This window comes from Allobosea sp. (assembly GCF_017308075.1).
Classification (GTDB): domain Bacteria; phylum Pseudomonadota; class Alphaproteobacteria; order Rhizobiales; family Beijerinckiaceae; genus Allobosea.
The window spans coordinates 1-16857 of sequence record NZ_JAFKFX010000040.1 but is presented as its reverse complement, the minus strand read 5'-3'; the positions used below and the strand labels follow the sequence as shown (position 1 = coordinate 16857).

The following is a 16857-nucleotide window of genomic DNA, read 5'->3' as shown; positions in this document are numbered from 1 at the left end:
CGCTCGCTCGAATGCTAACCACCTCTTAACCCGGCGCCCGCCTATCCTGCCTGGACACAGGGAGGTCCGTATGGCGCGCCGCGCTGAAACCAGTTCAGGAAAGCGGCGCATGCCCGGCCTTGGCTACCGCCTGTTGATGACGGCAGGGCTCGGCCTGCTCTGCGCCACGCCCGCTCAGGCGCTCTACCCGAAAAAGGGCGATTCCAGCCCGCATGCCGGCGTCAGCGACGCCCGCCGGCGCTCGATCCAGGGCATCGACGTCTCGCGCTGGCAGGGCGACATCGACTGGGCCAGGGTCAAGGACGCCGGCACCCGCTTCGCCTTCATCAAGGCGACCGAGGGCGGTGACCATATCGACCCGAATTTCCGCAAGAACTGGGAAGGCGCCAAGAAGGCCGGCGTGCCGCGCGGCGCCTACCACTTCGTCTATTGGTGCCGTCCGGCCAAGGATCAGGTGCGCTGGATGAAACGCCACATCCCGCGCGACGCCGACGCATTGCCGCCAGTGCTCGATGTCGAGTGGAACGGGCATTCGGAAGCCTGCGGCAAGAAGATTCCGCGCGCCAAGGCGCTCGCCAAGATCCGCGAGATGCTGAAAGGCCTGCAGGAGCACACCGGCAAGAAGCCGATCATCTACACCGACATTACCTTCCACGAGGACGTGCTGGAAGGCGAGTTCAACAACCACCCCTATTGGCTGCGCTCGACCGCGGCGCCACTGCGCCATCGCTATGAGCGCAAGCAGTGGGAATTCTGGCAGTTCACCGCCACCGGCCGCGTGCCCGGCATCACCGGCGATGTCGACCGCAATGCCTTCTTCGGCACGGAACGCGAATTCACCGCCTGGCGCGAGGGCCACTTCGACATCGGCGCGCGCCAATGGCGTGGCGGCGAGCCGAAGGTCGCGTCGCCCAAACCGGCGGCACGCCCCGCGGCCGTCGAGACGAAGCTCGCCCGCGGTACGCCACCGGCACTGGTGCCGGCCCCGCGGCCGCCAAAGGCATTGCTGACGCGCCAGGTCGCCAGCACGGGCTCGATCAAGCGCAACTAGAGCCTGCCGTTCTCACAGGTGGCTTCCCTCATCCTGGGCGAGCGTAGCTCGGCCCGGGGTCCATCGTAGAGCTCGGTTTCCTACGATGGACCCCGGATCTGCGCCGCCTCGCGGCTTGCGCAGAATGACGGCGGCGTGCCCGACTTCGATCAACAGGCTCTCATTTGCAGACATGCCAGACGGACTGTCGCGAAACCGTCATATGACGGGCGCTGATGCTGGCGGACATCCCGTCAGCCGGAAGCAGCGTGTCGATACTTCAGGATATCCAGTCCCGGGCCGGTTTCATCTGGGCCTATCGCTTCGACGATGAGGGCCGTGCCAGCCTCGTGCCGCGCGACCGGGCCCCCGCGCTCGCCCTCGACGGCGCCAAATTCGTCTGGCTCCATCTCGATCTCGTCCACAGCCGCACCAAGCAATGGATCGCCGAGCGCAGCGAGCTGCCGCTCGAGGCGCAGGCCGTATTCCTGTCGCAGGACGAGCATCAGCGGCTCTATCACGACCCGGATTTCGTCTGGGGCATCACCTATGACCAGGTCCGCGAGGTCGACAGCCTCGCCGATGACTGGGGCATGATGCACTGGATCGTCGGCGAGCGCTTCCTGATCACCGGCCGCCGCCAGGCCTTGCAGGCGACACGGCTGACCCGCGACACGCTGGAGGCGGGCTTTCGCGCCACCTCCCCCGAAATGCTGTTCGAGCGCGTCATCGAATTCGTGATCGAGGATGTCGCCGAGGATGTGAACCGCCTCGCCGACGACGCCGACTCGATCGAGGACCACATCATCGACGATAGGATCGGCGACGAGGCCCGCAAGCTCGGCGCGATCCGCCGGCGCACGGTCAGGCTGCATCGCCAGCTCAACGGTCTGCACCAGCTCTTCCGCCGCTTCCAGGAGACTGCGACCGCCCGCGCCGCGCCGGAGAAGGTCAGGAGCGCGACCGCAAGGCTGCTTCACCGCGTCGACACCATGCTGGGCGACGTCCAGCTCGTGCAGCAGCGCGCAAGGCTTCTGCAGGACGAGATCGCCGCCCGTCTCAGCGCCCAGACCAACCACCATCTCTACGTGCTCTCGATCCTGACCGCGACGCTGATGCCGGCGACGCTGGTCACCGGCTACTTCGGCGTCAACACCAAGGCCCTGCCCTTCCTCGAGACCGAGTTCGGCTGGCTCTATATTCTCGGCCTGTCGGGGCTGGCGGCGGGCGCGGTCTTCTGGCTGCTCAAGCGCCGAAACGTGATCGGTTGAGTGGCGCGTGGGTCTGCTCCGGCGAAAGCGAACCTTTACCGATGGTCCGCGTAGGATCTGCGGGAGTGGGAGCCGGGCACGGGAGAAAGCTTGTGCGCAGCAATGTGCTTGTCACTGGCGGCGGCGGACGGCTCGGGCGCGCCTTGTCGCAAGTCGGAGGCCCGGGCGTTCGTGGCCTGTCGAGCCGGGAACTCGACATCACCGATCCCGCCGCCGTCCGGTCCGCGCTCGATCGGCTGCGCCCGGCTGTCGTGATCAATGCCGCCGCGCTCAGCCGCGTCCAGGATTCTGACACCGCACCGGAGCGCGCGCGCGCCGTCAACGCCGAAGCGCCGGGCGATATCGCACGAGCCTGCGCGGAGCGCGGCCTGCCCCTGATCCAGATCTCGACCGACTATGTCTTCGGGGCCGAGACCCTGCGGCCCTGGCGCGAGTCGGATCCGGTATCGCCCGTCAACAGCTATGGCCGCCTGAAGGCCGAGGGCGAGCGCAACGTCCTCTCCGCAAACGACAGGGCCTGCATCGCCCGTGTGGCCTGGCTCTTCGGCGATGGCGAGGATTTCATCGCGACCCTGTTGCGGGGCGACACCGAGACCGTCCGCGTCGCAGACGATCAGATCGGCTCGCCGACGCCGATCGTCCCGCTCGCCGAGCGCCTGCTGGCGCTGGCCGGCCGGCTCGGCGCCGGCGAAGCCACGCCAAGAATGCTGCACATCGCCGGATCGCCGCCCGTATCACGCGCCGACTGGGTCGCCGCCGCGTTCGAGGCGCTGCATCGTGCCGGGCGGCAAACGCCAGCGCTTGTGCGGGTTCCGATGGCGGAGTTCGGCGGCACCGTCCGCCGGCCCCATTACAGCGCCCTCGATTGCAGCCTCGCGGCCGAACTCTTCGGTGGCGAGATCGACTGGAGGATCGCAGCCGCCCGGCCCGAACTCTTCGCTGAACGGGTCCTGTCGGCTTAGCCGCGCAGGCCGCCCGCCACCGGCGCGGAGCCATTTGGGCTGCACGATCGACCAACCAGAGCGCCGCCCGCCACGGACGACCGCCATGGCGGACAACCGGCCTCCCCCCGCATGGCGGTCCGTCTCGGCTCAGTTTGCCGCCTTCGCGTCCGGGAAAACCCACTTGCCGCTGAGGATGGCTTGCTCGGGACGATAGAGCCGCACCGTATAGTTCCAGCCCTCGACGATCGGCAGGCAGTTCGGGATCTTGCCGTCACAGCCGCCGAGCTGGACGGTCACCGAACCATCCTCGCTTCTCTTCGCGGTGATGTCGTTGATCGAATAGGCATTGTAGGGGTTTTTCTCGAAGAACCCCTTTCGATTGTAGACGCTGATCGACCAGAATTCCTTCACCGGAACGGTCTTTGGCACATTGATGGTGTAGACCGTTTTGCCGTCGTTCTTCGCGGGCGTGAAGCTCGCGTAGATGGCGTCCTTGTCGGGAATGCCGCCCCATCCGGCGGCTGTGCCGATCAGGTGCTGGATCGGCTCGACCTCGCCACGGGCTCCGAAGGAACCGCGAAACGACGTCTGGTATTTTGCCAGCGCGAGCAGCGCATTGCGAACGCCCGTGAGGCTCTCCTCGTCCCAGTTCGGAAGCTCGAGCTTCCCTGAATCCTTCTGGCTGACCTTGATGGCGTCCTGCAGCGTGTGGACCGCTTCGAGATCCTTCGGATCGCTCGGATCGACCAGCGTCCGGATCGCGACGAACGCGTATCGCGTGCCGACCGTTTCCTTGGTCAGCGTAACCGGCTTCGTACCGTAGCTGACGATCGGCAGGTAGTGATCCTGATCGACGACCATCATCGACATGTAGCGCTTGCCGGTGTCAGGCAGTGAAAGCGTGACCGGCCCGGCGGCAAGATCGAACACGGCAAACGAATAAAGCGTATCCCGGTTCATGCGAATGACCGTTTGCCGATCGATCGCCGTCGGCTCCCGGGAGTGCAGAAACCTGCCCAACCCGCCTACGGTCTTTGCGTTCGCCGCGAGGTAGTGGTCGGTCTCGGCGCGGATGAAATTGTCGACGGTCACCGGCACTTTGCCGCCGCGTTCCTGGGCGAGCACTCCGGTCGCCAGCGCGGCCGATGCGAGCACGAGACCGATTCCAACCAATCGCAACATGGAACTTACCTCTTCTTTCAGGGATGGCGCCGGGCGAGGCGTTTCTGATCGCGCGCGGCACCGGCTGGTAATCGACTATTGCCCGGACAGCGCCGCGATCTCGGCAGCGCAATCCGGCGCCGGGCCCGTCCGCTTCGCCTTCGCAGCCTCGACCTCGGCCTTCGCGGCCTCGATATCGGCAAGGAAGGCCGGGTCTGTCTGCAGCCGAGCCACGGTCGCCGCGCCCATGATCCGCCCGGCATCGACATCGCTCTGCCAATGGGCGTTGCAGATCACGCGGCTTTGCCCGAATTCGAGACCGCGCTGGAGCAGCGCGTTCGAGCGCTCGGGATTGATCTGCGCGAAGACGAGAGCCCAGCCCCAGCCAGCAGCGGTATGACCGGATGGATAGGAGCCGTCGCTCCGCAGAATCGCCTCCTGATCGGCCCGGCAGGTCGCTTCGCCGTGAACCACGAAGGGACGGACCCGGTTGTACTTGTTCTTCACGCCATAGGTGGAGAGGCCGAAATCCGAGAGCGTCTTCTGCATCATGGCGTAGAGGCGCGGCGTCTGCTCGGCGTCGATCCTGACGCCCATCGCGCAGGAGAAATTGTCGGCGACCTGCGGAAAGGCGAGATCGGCATCGGTGAAGGCGAGCTTCCAGCGCGCGCTGTCTCGCAGGGGGATCGTCGCCTTGCGCACCTCCTCGTCCCGGGCCAGGGCAGCCGAGTCCTTTTCAGGGGGTGAGCCGAGCAGGAGCAGGCTGTTCGGCAAGTCGGACTGCTTCAGATAGCCCGGCGCGATCTTGAAATGCGGATCTGTGACCTTGGGCTGGGCCTCGCCGGTCTGCGCGAGAGCCTGCCCCCCTAGCGCCAGCAGGGCAAGCGCGGAAACAGCCGCGGCGCGTACCGTATTGCCAGTCACGAGCATTGCCATCCCTTTCGACATCGCCGAGTTCACGAACAGCCCGGTCAGAATCGGCATGTCGCAGCCAGGGCGGGGCCGCGCCGCGTCACCTCACAGGAAAACCGCCGGAGTGCTGACATTCCGCCGATTGCCCTCTAGCCGGCAGGCGAACTCCGTCGCGCTCATTTCGCGCATGGGCAGAGCGCCGGTCTTGCCATTTCGCGACAACCACGAGCCGCTATGCTCCAATCTCGCCGGCGGCGAATCCCCCGAAAGCCGGCCTTGCGGAAGGCGTCACCCTGATGATCGCGGCGAGGTCGAATGGCTGACATCCCTCTGACGCGCGGCCAGTTTCTGCTCCCTTTCGTCAGCATCCTCGACGATATCGGCGCGTCGACCGATACGCTCCTGGAGAAGTCCCGGCTGCCATCCTCTCTGGAGGACAAGAGCGAGCTCTACATTCCGCTCCTGCCGGCGCTGCGCTTCGTGGAAACCGCACAGCGCTCCCAGGGCATCGAGGATTTCGGCTTTCTCGCCGCACAGCGCCTGCATTTTTCCCATCTGAGGGAAAAGACCCGGGTCCTGATCGCCCACGCCCCGACGCTGCTCGTCGCGCTGCGACACGCCTGCCATTGGGCGTCGCGGGAAGATACGATCCTGAGCATGTGGATCGAGCAATACGATGATCACGTGCGGATCTGCAGCAGGCTCGCCGGGACACAGGGGCTGCTGCATCTGAAACACACACAATGGATCCAGAACATCTTCCCAATCCACATCATCAGGGAATTCGCCGGGCAGGACTGGATGCCGGCCGCGATCGCCTTCGAATCGTCCTATGCGCCGAGCCGCGCGACGCGATCCGCATGGCCGAATGTCCGGTTTCTCTCGAACCAGCATGCCGCTTGGGTCAGCCTGCCGACCTCGCTCCTTGGCCTCGCCAACCGATCGGCGGCTTGCCTTTCTCCGCAGCAGGATCGCGAGGACGCCCCTGCGGCCTATGACATCGTCCAGCTGCTCAAGCTGATGTTGCCGGCCTATCTCGACGATGGCAGAACCGCCCTCACCGACATCGCCGGGATTGCCGGCCTTTCTCCCCGGACCTTGCAACGCAAGCTCGCCGATCTCGGCCTGACCTATTCGGACATACTCGACACCGTCAGGTACGAGCATGCGAGCGGGCTGCTGCGCGACACCGATTGCCGGATCATCGACGTCGCCCTGTCCTCCGGCTACTCGGATCCCGCCCATTTCAGCCGCGCCTTTCGTCGTATGACGGGTGTCACGCCGCGTCAGTTCCGCGAGCAATCGAGGCTGGGCTGAATTGGTTGCGTTGAGCGCGATCCCGTTCGGGCAGCGGAGTGATTGCCGTGATGCGGCACGGTCTACCGGCCACTCAAGCCGCGCAAGGCAATAGGCTGAAACAAGAGTTCACCAGGAACCGCCCCGAGGCGAGGCCGGTATTGAATATGCCCAGCGCCCTGTCCGACGGAGCTGCGGGTCCCTTGCCCTCCGGTCAGGCGATCTTCGGCATGAACTGCGCTGCGAGCAGGATGCGCTTCTGACGTGCCGACACGTCTTGCGGACTCCAGCGGAAATGCAGGCGATGCACATACACCCAGCCGAGCTTCATCGGCGTGTGCCGGCGCAATCGCGATAGCCATGGCGTGGCATCATGGTTCGTCACCACGCTTCCACCGCCCATCATCGAATAATATCGCCCCAGCGTGCGGCCATATTGCGCATTGTCCTGCTGCGCGCGCGGCAGGGTCAGCGCGTAGCTGCGATCGACATGGTCGAAGACCTTGGTTCCAGGATTGCGCAGCCAATGGCCGACCTCATGGGCCGCAGCGATCTGGCCGGTCTCGCCACCGATTCCGCGCGCGCGCCCTGCGGTGAAGCGGTTCACGGTGAACAGCACGCTCTCATCGGTGATGCGGGTCATCCGATCGCGAAAGCTATCGCCCGGATTCGCCAGATGCGCGACTTCGATGATGGCGTGGCTGTCCGCGCCGGCCGGCTGCAGATCGACTTCGAGCACGCCCACGACATGCGCCGGCGCTTTCGGGTTGCCGATCAGCTGCTTGAACTCCGCGTCGCTCAGCGTGTCGCCTTTTTCGACCGGCAGGAACACCATCTGGTTGTTCCAGGCATTTTCGACCGTGTGCTTGAAGCGCGGGGTAAAGGCCTGCCATTCGCTGGCGAGCCAACTCCGGCAAGGCACGGGCTGGCTGCTCGCATCGATGACACTGCCCCGTTTGATGGCGGCCTGGTTCGCTGCGAGATGCGATGGCGGCGCCGGTCCCGGTCGCGTCCCCGGCAATTTGGCGCCGTGGCCCGTCCTCGCCCACGCGGTCGAGGGATCGAGCGGGACGAGCGTCACCTTCAACCTGATGCGGATCTGCGCCGGTCGCCCCGGCCCTGCGGGATCGAAGAACGAGTCGTAATTGGGCTCGAGGATGGAAGCACGGATCGCCATTTGATCACCTGTCTCGGAGAACAAGCAAATCGACGCGCAAAACATCGCGCTCAGGCACGGCCATCGCCCTCAGGATAGCAGCGGCCTGCTTCGCCGAGAAGCCGGAGGACCGCATCGCCGGTCCCATTCGCGCGAGCGCCTGCGCATCGGCGCAGAACCAACTGCCGGCTCCCGCAAGCTGACTTGCTCGCCGGGCGCGCGCTATAACGCTGGAAAGGGGCGCGGCAGCGCCCCGCCTGTTTCCAGCCGGGAGGTCACCATGCTCGCCAACGCGCCGCGCCCGTTCAATTTCGACCTCGGCGAGACCGCCGACGCGATCCGCGACACCGTCCATGCCTTCGCGCAGGAGAAGATCGCCCCGCGCGCCGAGGAAATCGACAGGACGAACCAGTTTCCGCGTGATCTCTGGCCGCAAATGGGCGCGCTCGGCCTGCACGGCATCACCGTCCCGGAGGAATATGGCGGCGCCGGCCTCGGCTATCTCGAGCATTGCGTCGCGATCGAGGAGGTCAGCCGCGCCTCGGCCTCGGTCGGCCTCAGCTACGGCGCCCATTCCAATCTCTGCGTCAACCAGATCGCCCGCAACGGCAACGATGCACAGAAGAAGAAGTACCTGCCGAAGCTAATCTCCGGCGAGCATGTCGGCGCGCTCGCCATGTCCGAGCCGGGCTCGGGCTCCGACGTCGTCTCGATGAAGACCAAGGCGGTCAGGAAGGGCGATCGCTATGTCCTGACCGGCAACAAGATGTGGATCACCAACGGCCCGATCGCCGAGACCTTGGTGGTCTACGCCAAGACCGATCCGGAGGCCGGCCCGAAAGGCATCACCGCCTTCCTGATCGAGAAGGGCATGAAGGGTTTCTCGACCCATCAGAAGCTCGACAAGCTCGGCATGCGCGGCTCGGACACCTGCGAGCTCGTCTTCGAGGACTGCGAGGTTCCCGAGGAGAATGTGCTCGGCTCGGTCGGGCGCGGCGTCAACGTGCTGATGAGCGGGCTCGACTATGAGCGCGTCGTGCTCTCGGCCGGTCCGCTCGGCATCATGCAGGCGGCGATGGACATCGTCCTGCCCTATATCCACGAGCGCAAGCAGTTCGGCCAGTCGATCGGCGAGTTCCAGCTCGTCCAGGGCAAGGTCGCCGACATGTATGTCGCGATGAACTCCTGCAAGGCCTATGTCTACGCCGTCGCCAAGGCCTGCGACCGGGCCGAAACCACCCGCGAGGACGCCGCCGGCGCCATCCTGATCGCCGCCGAGAAGGCGACCCAGCTGGCGCTGGACGCGATCCAGCTGCTCGGCGGCAACGGCTATATCAACGATTACCCGACCGGCCGCCTGCTGCGCGACGCCAAGCTCTACGAGATCGGCGCCGGCACGAGCGAGATCCGCCGCATGCTGATCGGCCGGGAATTGTTCAACAAGACGAAGTGAGGGAGCGCGACGCTTTCTGCCTTCTCCCGGATGGGAGAAGGTGGCGCGGAGCGCCGGATGAGGGCCTGCCCTCGCCGATTGAGGCCGCAGCGGCGCCGTTGCATCTCCCTTTGCAGCGGCAATCCCTCACCCCTGCCCCTCTCCCATCCGGGAGAGGGGTTCCCCGCGCGCCATGATGAGCGGACAGGACGATGCCCCTCTATTTCGCCTATGGCCTCAATATGGACGTCGCCGGCATGGCGCAGCGCTGCCCGCGCGCAAAACCGCTCGGCCTCGCCCGGCTGCCGCGCCACCGCTTCATCGTCAACACGGATGGCTACGCGACGGTGATCCGCGATCCCCGCGAGAACGTCCATGGCGTGCTCTGGGATTGCGCGCTCGGCGACATCCGCACGCTCGACAAGTTCGAGGACCTCGCCAGCGGGCTCTACGTCAAGATCAGCCAACCGGTCATCGTCGAGGGCGGGGCGAAGCGGGCGCTGATCTATATCGGGCGCAGCGGCTCGCCCGGAAAGCCCAGGCCCGGCTATCTCGAACAGGTCGTCGCCGCAGCGAAAGACTGGGCTTTGCCAGAGACTTACGTCGCCGGCATGACTCAGTTCCTGAGCAGGCCGAATCTCGATCTGAAGTCCCTGAATCAGGATGCCAGCGTGGCATTGCCGCCCGGCCCAGTTCCGGGCGTCCGTCCGCGGGCAGTCGCTCCGAAGTAAGGACATCGAGGCCGCAGGCCGGATCAGCGCGAGTTGCCCCCTCTCCCCCTGCGGGAGAGGGTTGGGGTGAGGGGTCGCGCGACGCTGCCGACGGCATTGCCGCCAGCCGACAAGGTTAGCACGACCCCTCATCCGGCCCTTCGGGCCACCTTCTCCCGCAAGGGGAGAAGGAAGGCACTACGCCACCAGTCCTTTCGCCAGCTCGCTGACCTGCTTCTCGAACAGCGCCCGGTAGGCCCCGTCCTGCCGCGTCAGCAGCGCCTCGTGCGGCCCCTCCTCCACGACCGTGCCGCGGTCGAAGACGAGGATCCGGTCCATGGCGCGCACCGTCGAGAGCCGGTGCGCGATGACGATGGTGGTGCGGCCTTCCATCAGCCGCTCCATCGCCTCCTGGATCAGCGCCTCCGATTCCGAATCGAGGCTCGATGTCGCCTCGTCCAGGATCAGGATCGGTGCATCGGCCAGGAAGGCTCGGGCCAGCGCCACCCTTTGCCGCTCGCCGCCCGAAAGCTTGACGCCGCGCTCACCGACGAGCGTGCCGTAGCCCTTGGGCAGGCGCATGATGAACTCATGCGCATTGGCGAGCTTCGCCGCCTGCTCGATCTGGGCCTGCGAGGCGCCCGGCCTGCCATAGGCTATGTTGTCGGCCAGCGAGCGGTGGAACAGCACCGGTTCCTGCTGCACGATCGCGATCTGGGCGCGCAGGGAGGCCTGCGTCGCCGTCGCGATGTCGCGCCCGTCGATGGCGATACGCCCGCCCGTGACGTCGTAGAGCCGCTGCACCAGCTTGACGAAGGTTGTCTTGCCGGAGCCGGAGCGCCCGACGAGGCCGACCTTCTCGCCGGCTTTGATCGTCAGCGAGAAGTCGCGATAAAGCGGCTCGACATGGCCTCCATAGTGGAAGGTCACGCGCTCGAAGGCGATCTCGCCGGCCGTCACGTTCATCGCCGTCGAACCGGGACGATCCGGCACGCCGAAGGGCAGCTCGTGCATCGCGACCAGCTCCTCCATGTCGTTCACCGAACGCTGGAGGTTGTGGATGTGCTGGCCGACATCGCGCAGATAGCCATGCACCACCGCATAGCTGGTCAGCACGAAGGCGACGTCGCCCGGGCTCGCCTGCCCCTGTGCCCAGAGCCAGATCACGAGGCCGATCACCGCCGCGCGCAAGGCCAGCAGCACGATCTGCTGAGCCGTGCCCGAGGCCGTGCCGCGCAGCCAGGTGCGCCGCGTACGCTGCGCCCATTTCGCCACCACACCGCCGAGCCGGCTGTCCTCGCGGCCTTCGGCGCCGAAGGCCTTGACCACGGGATTGCACGAGATCGCATCGGCGAGCGCGCCGCCGAGCCTCGTATCCCAGCTGTTGGCGAGCGTCGCCGCCGGCGCGACATAGCTGAGCGAGAGCGCCACCGTCACCGCGATGTAGATCACCGCGCCGGCGAGTACGACCGCGCCCATCGCCGGCCAGTGCCAGGCGAGCAGCACCGTGGTGCCGAGCAGCACCACCAGCGAAGGCAGCAGCGCGATCAGCACGGTATCGGTCAGCAGGTCGAGCGCCCACATGCCGCGCGTGATCTTGCGCACCGTCGAGCCCGCGAAGTTGTTGGCGTGCCAGTCGGTCGAGAAGCGTTGCAGACGCGCAAAGGCCTCGCCGGCAACGTCCGCCATGGTGCGCAGCGTCATCTCGGTGATGCCGACGAAGGACAGGTGCCGGAAGAACACCGTGCCGGCACCGAGCGCGATCATCATGCCGAGCGCCCAGAGGGCCGGATCGAGGCCGGCCGCGCGCTCGCCCGAGACGGCATCGACCAGCCGCCCGGCATAGAGCGGCATGAACAGATCGGCGGCCGTCGCCGCCATCACCGTCAAGACGACTCCCGCAACCCGCCAGGGCTGGCGGGCCCAATGTGAAAAAGTGAAGCCGAGAACGGCACGGAACGGCTCCCGCCGCCCCGGTTCCGAGGAAAGAGACATGAAAGCATCCGGTCGGCGAGAGACCGGCTCCAAATCAAGATGAAGCGCGACCGCGGCCGCGGGCTTCAGAAAAAGCGATGGAAATATTGGCTCGGGCCGCCGAGGAGGCGGGCCACGGGCGAGTCCGACCTAGTGGAAGGACCGCTTTGGGGGAGTGGCGATGTTGAAGAATTGCATTCAGCCCTCCCTTTCGTGAGTTGGAGCCAGGAAGACAGAATGCCGCATGCCCGCTTATTGTGCAAGCGGCGTGTGATGCATGGGGTGGTTGCAGCCCATGGGAGGGAAGCGCTCGCATTCCCGCCGAAATGAACCGTCACCCGCGCGCGACGATTCGCGAGAGACGCCTATTTCCAGAACAGCGCAAGCAGCCTGATTCCGATCACCAGCAGGAAGCCGGCGATGATCGTGCCGAGCACGCGCTGCCGCTTCGCCCGGTCCGGAAATTTCCGGGCGATCAGCCGGCCGAGCGGCTTGCGGAACAGGAAGGCGACGACCGCCAGGACGATCAGGAAATGCGACAAGACGCCCGCTCAGCCCTTTCTGGGCTCGGGCTCCTCGAAGGGCGCACCGGCCTTCTTCCAGGCGCCGAAGCCGCCGGCGATATGCGCGACCGGCTTCAGCCCCATCTCCTGCGCCACCTGCGCCGCCAGAGCCGAGCGCCAGCCGCCGGCGCAGAAGAAGACGAACTGCTTGTCCTCCTGGAAGACCGGCTTGGCATAAGGGCTTTCCGGGTCGATCCAGAATTCGAGCATGCCGCGCGGGCAATGGAAGGCGCCCGGCATCTTGCCTTCGCGCTCGCGCTCGCGTGGATCGCGCAGGTCGACGAAGACCGTGTCGTCACGCCCGGACAGCACCTGCGCCTCCTCGACCGAGAGCGTCTTCACCTTGGCTTCGGCCTCGGCCAGCAGCGCCTTGTAGCCCTTGGTGATCGTCTGCGGCATCCCGGCCTCCCCATGCACCCGTCTCCGGCGCGGCGCGCAAGGTGGCGCCTGTGCAGGGCCGCGTCAATCGCACTTGCCGCAGGCCGGCCCCGCAGCCAATCTGCGCACCGCTGGAGCCCGTTCCGATCGGCTTGCACGACAAGCTGACCGACAGAGCGGCCTTTATCTTAAAGTGAGAGACGGTTTCACCGATAATCTGGTCGGATCCGGCTCTAGGAGAACCCATGGCCGGCTTCACCACGCTCGACACCATCGCCCTCGCCTTCTTCCTGCTGTCCTGGCTCGGCTATCATTACGCCGTCGAGATCGGCCCGCATTCCGGCCGGAGCCTCAACGTGATGATGAATTCGCGCCGCGCCCGCTGGATCCGCGAGGCAATGGAGCGCGACAACCGCATCGTAGACACGCAGGTGATGGGCGGGCTGCAGAACGGCACCGCCTTCTTCGCCTCGACCTCGCTGATCGCCATCGGTGGCTCGCTGACCCTGCTGCAGTCGACCGACCGCGTCGTCGCGCTCTTCGCCGATCTGCCCTTCGCCGGCACCACCACGGCGGCAGTCTGGGAGATCAAGGTGATCGGGCTTTCCGCGATCTTCGGCTATGCCTTCTTCAAATTCGCCTGGAGCTACCGGCTGTTCAATTACTGCGTGATCCTGCTCGGCGCCCTGCCCTCGCCGCGCCAGGCGACGCTGGACGAGATCGAACAGGCGGTGCACGAGACCACCCAGATGAACATCGCCGCCGGCCGGCACTTCAACCGTGGCCAGCGCGCCTTCTTCTTCGCCCTCGCCTATCTCGGCTGGTTTCTCGGCCCGGTCGCCTTCATCGGCTTCACCGGAGCGGTATTGACGGCGATGTGGCGGCGCCAGTTCGCCTCCGACGCCACCCGCGTCTTCCGGCGGCCAACGCCGTCACAGCCCCCGAATGCGGAGACCGGCCGATGAGCCCGCGCGAGGACCGCGACGCCGCCCTGGAAGCGGCGATTTTCACCCTCCTTGGCGAGCGCGGCTCCGGCCGGACGATCTCCGCCACCGATGCGGCGCGCGCGGTCGGCGGCGACCATCCCGACGGCTGGGGACCGCTGATGCAGCCGATCCGCCATCTCACCATTCGCCTGATGAAAGAAGGCAGGCTCGTCATCATCCGCAAGGGCAAGCCGGTCGATCCCGACGATTTCCGCGGCGTCTACCGCCTGCGCCTGCCGGAAGCAGGCGAGGATTACGGCCCCGGGAACAGCGCGTTGGAATAGCCGGCGAGGCGATAGACCACGAGGCCGACCCATTCCTTGAAGGCGTCGTCGGCGATGTCGAGCCCGCGCGCCGCCTTGCGATAGGGCCGGAAGAAATCGGCTCTTTCGCCGCCGGTGAGGAAATCCACCGGAAAGGCCTCGACGTCGAAACCCGCCTGGCGGAAGACGCCCATGGCGCGCGGCATGTGCCAGGCCGAGGTCACCAGCAGCCAGCGCTCCCCGGGCTTGGGATCGACGAGCCTGCGCGTGAAGACCGCGTTCTCCAGCGTGTTGCGCGACTTGTCCTCGAGGACGAGGCGGGTCTCCGGCAGTCCGAGCGCCAGGAAGAGCAGGCGCGCCCCATCGGCCTCGGTCCGGACCACCGGGGAAAGCAGATTGGCGCCGCCGCCGGTGAAGACCAGTTTCGCCTCGGGATGCGCGCGGGCCAGTTCCACCGCCTTGGTCATCCGCGCCGCGGCATTGTTGAGCACGATGTCCTCCCGCGCGACGCCGATGGCCCCGCCGAGCACGATGATGCCGTCGACCTTGCCGGAATGCACCGCCTGCTGCGGGAAGCGGTCCTCCAGCGGCCGCATCAGGATGCGCGGCAGCGGGCTGAAGGCGAGCGCGACCAGGACCGCGGCGCAGAACAGCCCGAGCCAGCGCGCCGGCCGGGCGAAACGCGTGAAGGCGAGCAGGCTCGCGAGCGCGAGCCCGCCAATGGCGAGATTCACCGGCGAAGCCAGAAACCAGACGATTTTGGAGAGGGCGAAGAACATGGCGGCCTTTCTGCGCGGGCCTTTCCATAGCCGATGAAAGCTGACGGGAGGTTATGGCGATGCGCCAATATTCGACCCCCTCGCCTTGACCGCATGGCAACGCCGTTCACACATGAAACGGCGTCATCCCGGACAAGCGGTAAAGCCGCGCTGATCCGGGATCCATGCCGGAGCACTTGGCCATGAAGGTTCTGGCACGGGGCCCGGGTCTCCGCTGCGCTACGCCCGGGACGACCAGGGTGCATTGGCAGCGACGCCTACGAGATTTCTTGCTTCCGCGGGCACGGTAGCCGCCTTCCGCAGGGGGCCTATCGGATGATCTGCGGTGGACTCGCCGGGGCGCGGCGCCCGCGTCCGGCTGCAAAGCGCTCGACTTCGAGGGCCCGCTGGGCGACCTCGCGCAATTCGCAGCCGGCCTGCAGCCCGGCCGAGCGGGCCGCCGGCTGGGCGCTGCCATAGAAGGCGCATTTCTGCACGGCAAAGCCCTCCCAGGCGAACTGCAGTGCTGTGAACTGGCTGCGCCCGCCCGCGTCGAGCGAACGGCCCAGCATCTGCGTCGCCAGCGTCAGGCGCTCGCGCCAGACCGCCTCCTCGCGCCTCGCACAGACGATCTCGGCATCGCGACGATCGCCGCTGGCGGCGCGCACGCAAGGCACGGCGATCGAACCGATGCAGGCGGCGGTCGTTGCCGCGCCTCGGCGCATGCAGGAAGCGATCTGCAGCCGGTCGGCCGGCTGCACAGTGTTGCCCGGAGCCTGCGCCAGGACCGGCACAGCGGAGACCAGCAGGAACGCGGTGGCGAGGAGTGTCGTCTGACGCATCGTCACGATCATGACGGGCGGCGCGGCGTGGTCAAGGCCGCGACACTTCACGTGACCGGCAGCGGCAGCGCCGGGCGCGCTGCCGGACGCGCCGCGACCTGGGCATACCAGCGCGCCAGATTGGGGCGTTCCCGCTGCGGCACCGGCATATGCAACCAGCGATGCGCGCCCGGCGCGACCGTGATGTCGGCCATGCCAAAGCGCTCGCCGGCGAGATAGGTCCGGCCCGCCAGATGCGCTTCGAGGATGTCGAGCTTTGCTTCGGTCCGGCCGATCGCGGCCTCGATCACCGCCGCCTCGGTATAGCCCGGCGTCTTGCGGATCAGCCCCCAGAAAGCCGGCGTCATCGCCGGCTGCAATTCGGCCAGCATCCAGTCCATCCAGCGATCGGCATCGGCGCGGCGGGCCGGGTCCTCCTCCCAGATCCAGCCGGCGCCGTAGCGGGCGGCGAGATAGCGCACGATGCTGTTCGATTCCCAGATGCAGACCTCACCATCCTCCAGGGTCGGGATCTGGCCGTTCGGATTCCTGGCGAGATAGGCCGGCTCCTTGTTGCCACCGAACGCCCCGCCGATATCGATCCGCTCGAAGGGCTGGCCGACCTCGCCCGCCGCCCATACCGCCTTCTGCACATTGATCGAGCTGATCCGCCCGAAGATCGTCAGCATGTTCGTCACCTTCGCCTCATGGGGGCGCGACAATCAGACGGCGAACGAACGAAGGCAAGCGGCGCGGTCAGGCGCCCCCGCCATTGCGAGGAGGCGTCAGCCGACGAAGCAATCCAGGGGCGGCAGAGCTCCATGCTTCTGGGTTGCTTCGCGGAGCCTGTCCTCGGGCTTGCCGAAGGCAAGACCCGGGGGCTCGCAATGACGAAGCGCTCACTTGAATTCCATAATGACGGCGTCGACGGCGAGTGAGTCGCCTTCCTTGGCGAGGATTTTTGCGATGGTGACGTCCTTTTCGGCGCGCAGGACGTTTTCCATCTTCATCGCCTCGACCATGGCGAGCGGCTCGCCGGCCTTGACCTCCTGACCGAGGCTGACGAAGAGCGCCTTGACCAGTCCGGGCATCGGGCAGAGCAGGAATTTTCCGGTGTCGGGCGCGGCCTTTTCCGGCATCAGCGCCGCAAGCTGCGCCTCGCGGGCCGTGTAGACATGGGCATTGGCATAGGCGCCGGCATG

18 protein-coding genes are annotated in these 16857 nt (G+C 66.5%); 8 read left to right on the top strand and 10 right to left on the bottom strand.

All coding sequences use genetic code 11. From position 1 onward, the window contains the following. Positions 1 to 109 precede the first annotated feature (109 nt). From J0J10_RS20775 to J0J10_RS20765, 3 genes are all read left to right on the top strand, one after another. Entirely contained in the window at positions 110 to 1051 is a 942-nt protein-coding gene (locus J0J10_RS20775) for a glycoside hydrolase family 25 protein (protein WP_465247233.1), read from the top strand. Between the two features lie 248 nt (positions 1052 to 1299). Further along, positions 1300 to 2301: a CorA family divalent cation transporter gene (locus tag J0J10_RS20770; protein WP_291648818.1), complete on the top strand. Its 1002-nt coding sequence runs from the start codon at positions 1300 to 1302 to the stop codon at positions 2299 to 2301. 92 nt (positions 2302 to 2393) lie between these two features. Further along, complete coding sequence (locus tag J0J10_RS20765) at positions 2394 to 3263, top strand: SDR family oxidoreductase (RefSeq protein WP_291648816.1); 870 nt, start codon at positions 2394 to 2396, stop codon at positions 3261 to 3263. Between the two features lie 129 nt (positions 3264 to 3392). On the opposite strand, the gene J0J10_RS20760 is transcribed toward J0J10_RS20765, so the two are convergent. Both J0J10_RS20760 and J0J10_RS20755 read right to left on the bottom strand, forming a co-directional pair. Continuing rightward, positions 3393 to 4427 carry a DUF1254 domain-containing protein gene (locus J0J10_RS20760; RefSeq protein ID WP_291648814.1) on the bottom strand — a complete coding sequence of 345 codons (1035 nt, stop codon included), beginning with the start codon at positions 4425 to 4427 and terminating at the stop codon, positions 3393 to 3395. Between the two features lie 75 nt (positions 4428 to 4502). Beyond that, entirely contained in the window at positions 4503 to 5390 is an 888-nt protein-coding gene (locus J0J10_RS20755; protein WP_291648812.1) for an acid phosphatase, read from the bottom strand. 243 nt (positions 5391 to 5633) lie between these two features. Here J0J10_RS20755 and J0J10_RS20750 point away from each other — a divergent pair, with 243 nt between their 5' ends. Beyond that, positions 5634 to 6635, top strand: coding sequence for a helix-turn-helix transcriptional regulator (locus J0J10_RS20750; RefSeq protein ID WP_291648810.1), 1002 nt, complete (start codon positions 5634 to 5636; stop codon positions 6633 to 6635). A gap of 193 nt (positions 6636 to 6828) precedes the next feature. On the opposite strand, the gene J0J10_RS20745 is transcribed toward J0J10_RS20750, so the two are convergent. Next, the gene (locus J0J10_RS20745; RefSeq protein ID WP_291648808.1) at positions 6829 to 7836 is read right to left on the bottom strand and encodes a hypothetical protein; all 1008 of its coding nucleotides are present in this window, start codon (positions 7834 to 7836) and stop codon (positions 6829 to 6831) included. A 214-nt stretch (positions 7837 to 8050) separates the two neighbouring features. Between J0J10_RS20745 and J0J10_RS20740 the strand changes: the two genes are divergently transcribed. Together J0J10_RS20740 and J0J10_RS20735 are read left to right on the top strand one after the other, a co-directional pair. Further along, complete coding sequence (locus J0J10_RS20740; protein ID WP_291648807.1) at positions 8051 to 9223, top strand: isovaleryl-CoA dehydrogenase; 1173 nt, start codon at positions 8051 to 8053, stop codon at positions 9221 to 9223. A 191-nt stretch (positions 9224 to 9414) separates the two neighbouring features. Next, positions 9415 to 9933: a gamma-glutamylcyclotransferase family protein gene (locus tag J0J10_RS20735; RefSeq protein ID WP_291648805.1), complete on the top strand. Its 519-nt coding sequence runs from the start codon at positions 9415 to 9417 to the stop codon at positions 9931 to 9933. A 177-nt stretch (positions 9934 to 10110) separates the two neighbouring features. On the opposite strand, the gene J0J10_RS20730 is transcribed toward J0J10_RS20735, so the two are convergent. From J0J10_RS20730 to J0J10_RS20720, 3 genes are all read right to left on the bottom strand, one after another. Beyond that, entirely contained in the window at positions 10111 to 11907 is a 1797-nt protein-coding gene (locus J0J10_RS20730; RefSeq protein ID WP_291648802.1) for an ABC transporter ATP-binding protein, read from the bottom strand. A 344-nt stretch (positions 11908 to 12251) separates the two neighbouring features. After that, the gene (locus tag J0J10_RS20725; RefSeq protein ID WP_291640793.1) at positions 12252 to 12428 is read right to left on the bottom strand and encodes a hypothetical protein; all 177 of its coding nucleotides are present in this window, start codon (positions 12426 to 12428) and stop codon (positions 12252 to 12254) included. A 9-nt stretch (positions 12429 to 12437) separates the two neighbouring features. After that, positions 12438 to 12848, bottom strand: a complete 411-nt coding sequence (locus J0J10_RS20720; RefSeq protein ID WP_291640792.1) for a rhodanese-like domain-containing protein — start codon at positions 12846 to 12848, stop codon at positions 12438 to 12440. A gap of 224 nt (positions 12849 to 13072) precedes the next feature. On the opposite strand from J0J10_RS20720, the gene J0J10_RS20715 reads away from it, so the two are divergent. Further along, entirely contained in the window at positions 13073 to 13792 is a 720-nt protein-coding gene (locus J0J10_RS20715) for a DUF599 domain-containing protein (protein ID WP_291648800.1), read from the top strand. Continuing rightward, a complete protein-coding gene (locus tag J0J10_RS20710; protein ID WP_291648798.1) occupies positions 13789 to 14097 on the top strand; it encodes a DUF3253 domain-containing protein in 309 nt (102 codons plus the stop codon). Before J0J10_RS20715 ends, J0J10_RS20710 begins: the two co-directional genes overlap by 4 nt. Here the strand turns inward: J0J10_RS20710 and J0J10_RS20705 are convergent. From J0J10_RS20705 to J0J10_RS20690, 4 genes are all read right to left on the bottom strand, one after another. After that, on the bottom strand, positions 14067 to 14855 hold the full coding sequence (locus tag J0J10_RS20705; RefSeq protein WP_291640786.1) for a YdcF family protein: 789 nt from the start codon (positions 14853 to 14855) through the stop codon (positions 14067 to 14069). The genes J0J10_RS20710 and J0J10_RS20705 overlap by 31 nt on opposite strands. Positions 14856 to 15163: 308 nt before the next feature. After that, entirely contained in the window at positions 15164 to 15676 is a 513-nt protein-coding gene (locus tag J0J10_RS20700; RefSeq protein WP_291648797.1) for a hypothetical protein, read from the bottom strand. Positions 15677 to 15723: 47 nt separating this feature from the next. After that, positions 15724 to 16344, bottom strand: coding sequence for a glutathione S-transferase family protein (locus J0J10_RS20695; RefSeq protein ID WP_291648794.1), 621 nt, complete (start codon positions 16342 to 16344; stop codon positions 15724 to 15726). Positions 16345 to 16554: 210 nt separating this feature from the next. Continuing rightward, positions 16555 to 16857: acyl-CoA carboxylase biotin carboxyl carrier protein subunit (locus J0J10_RS20690; RefSeq protein WP_291648792.1), on the bottom strand; the 303-nt coding region annotated here is incomplete at its 5' end.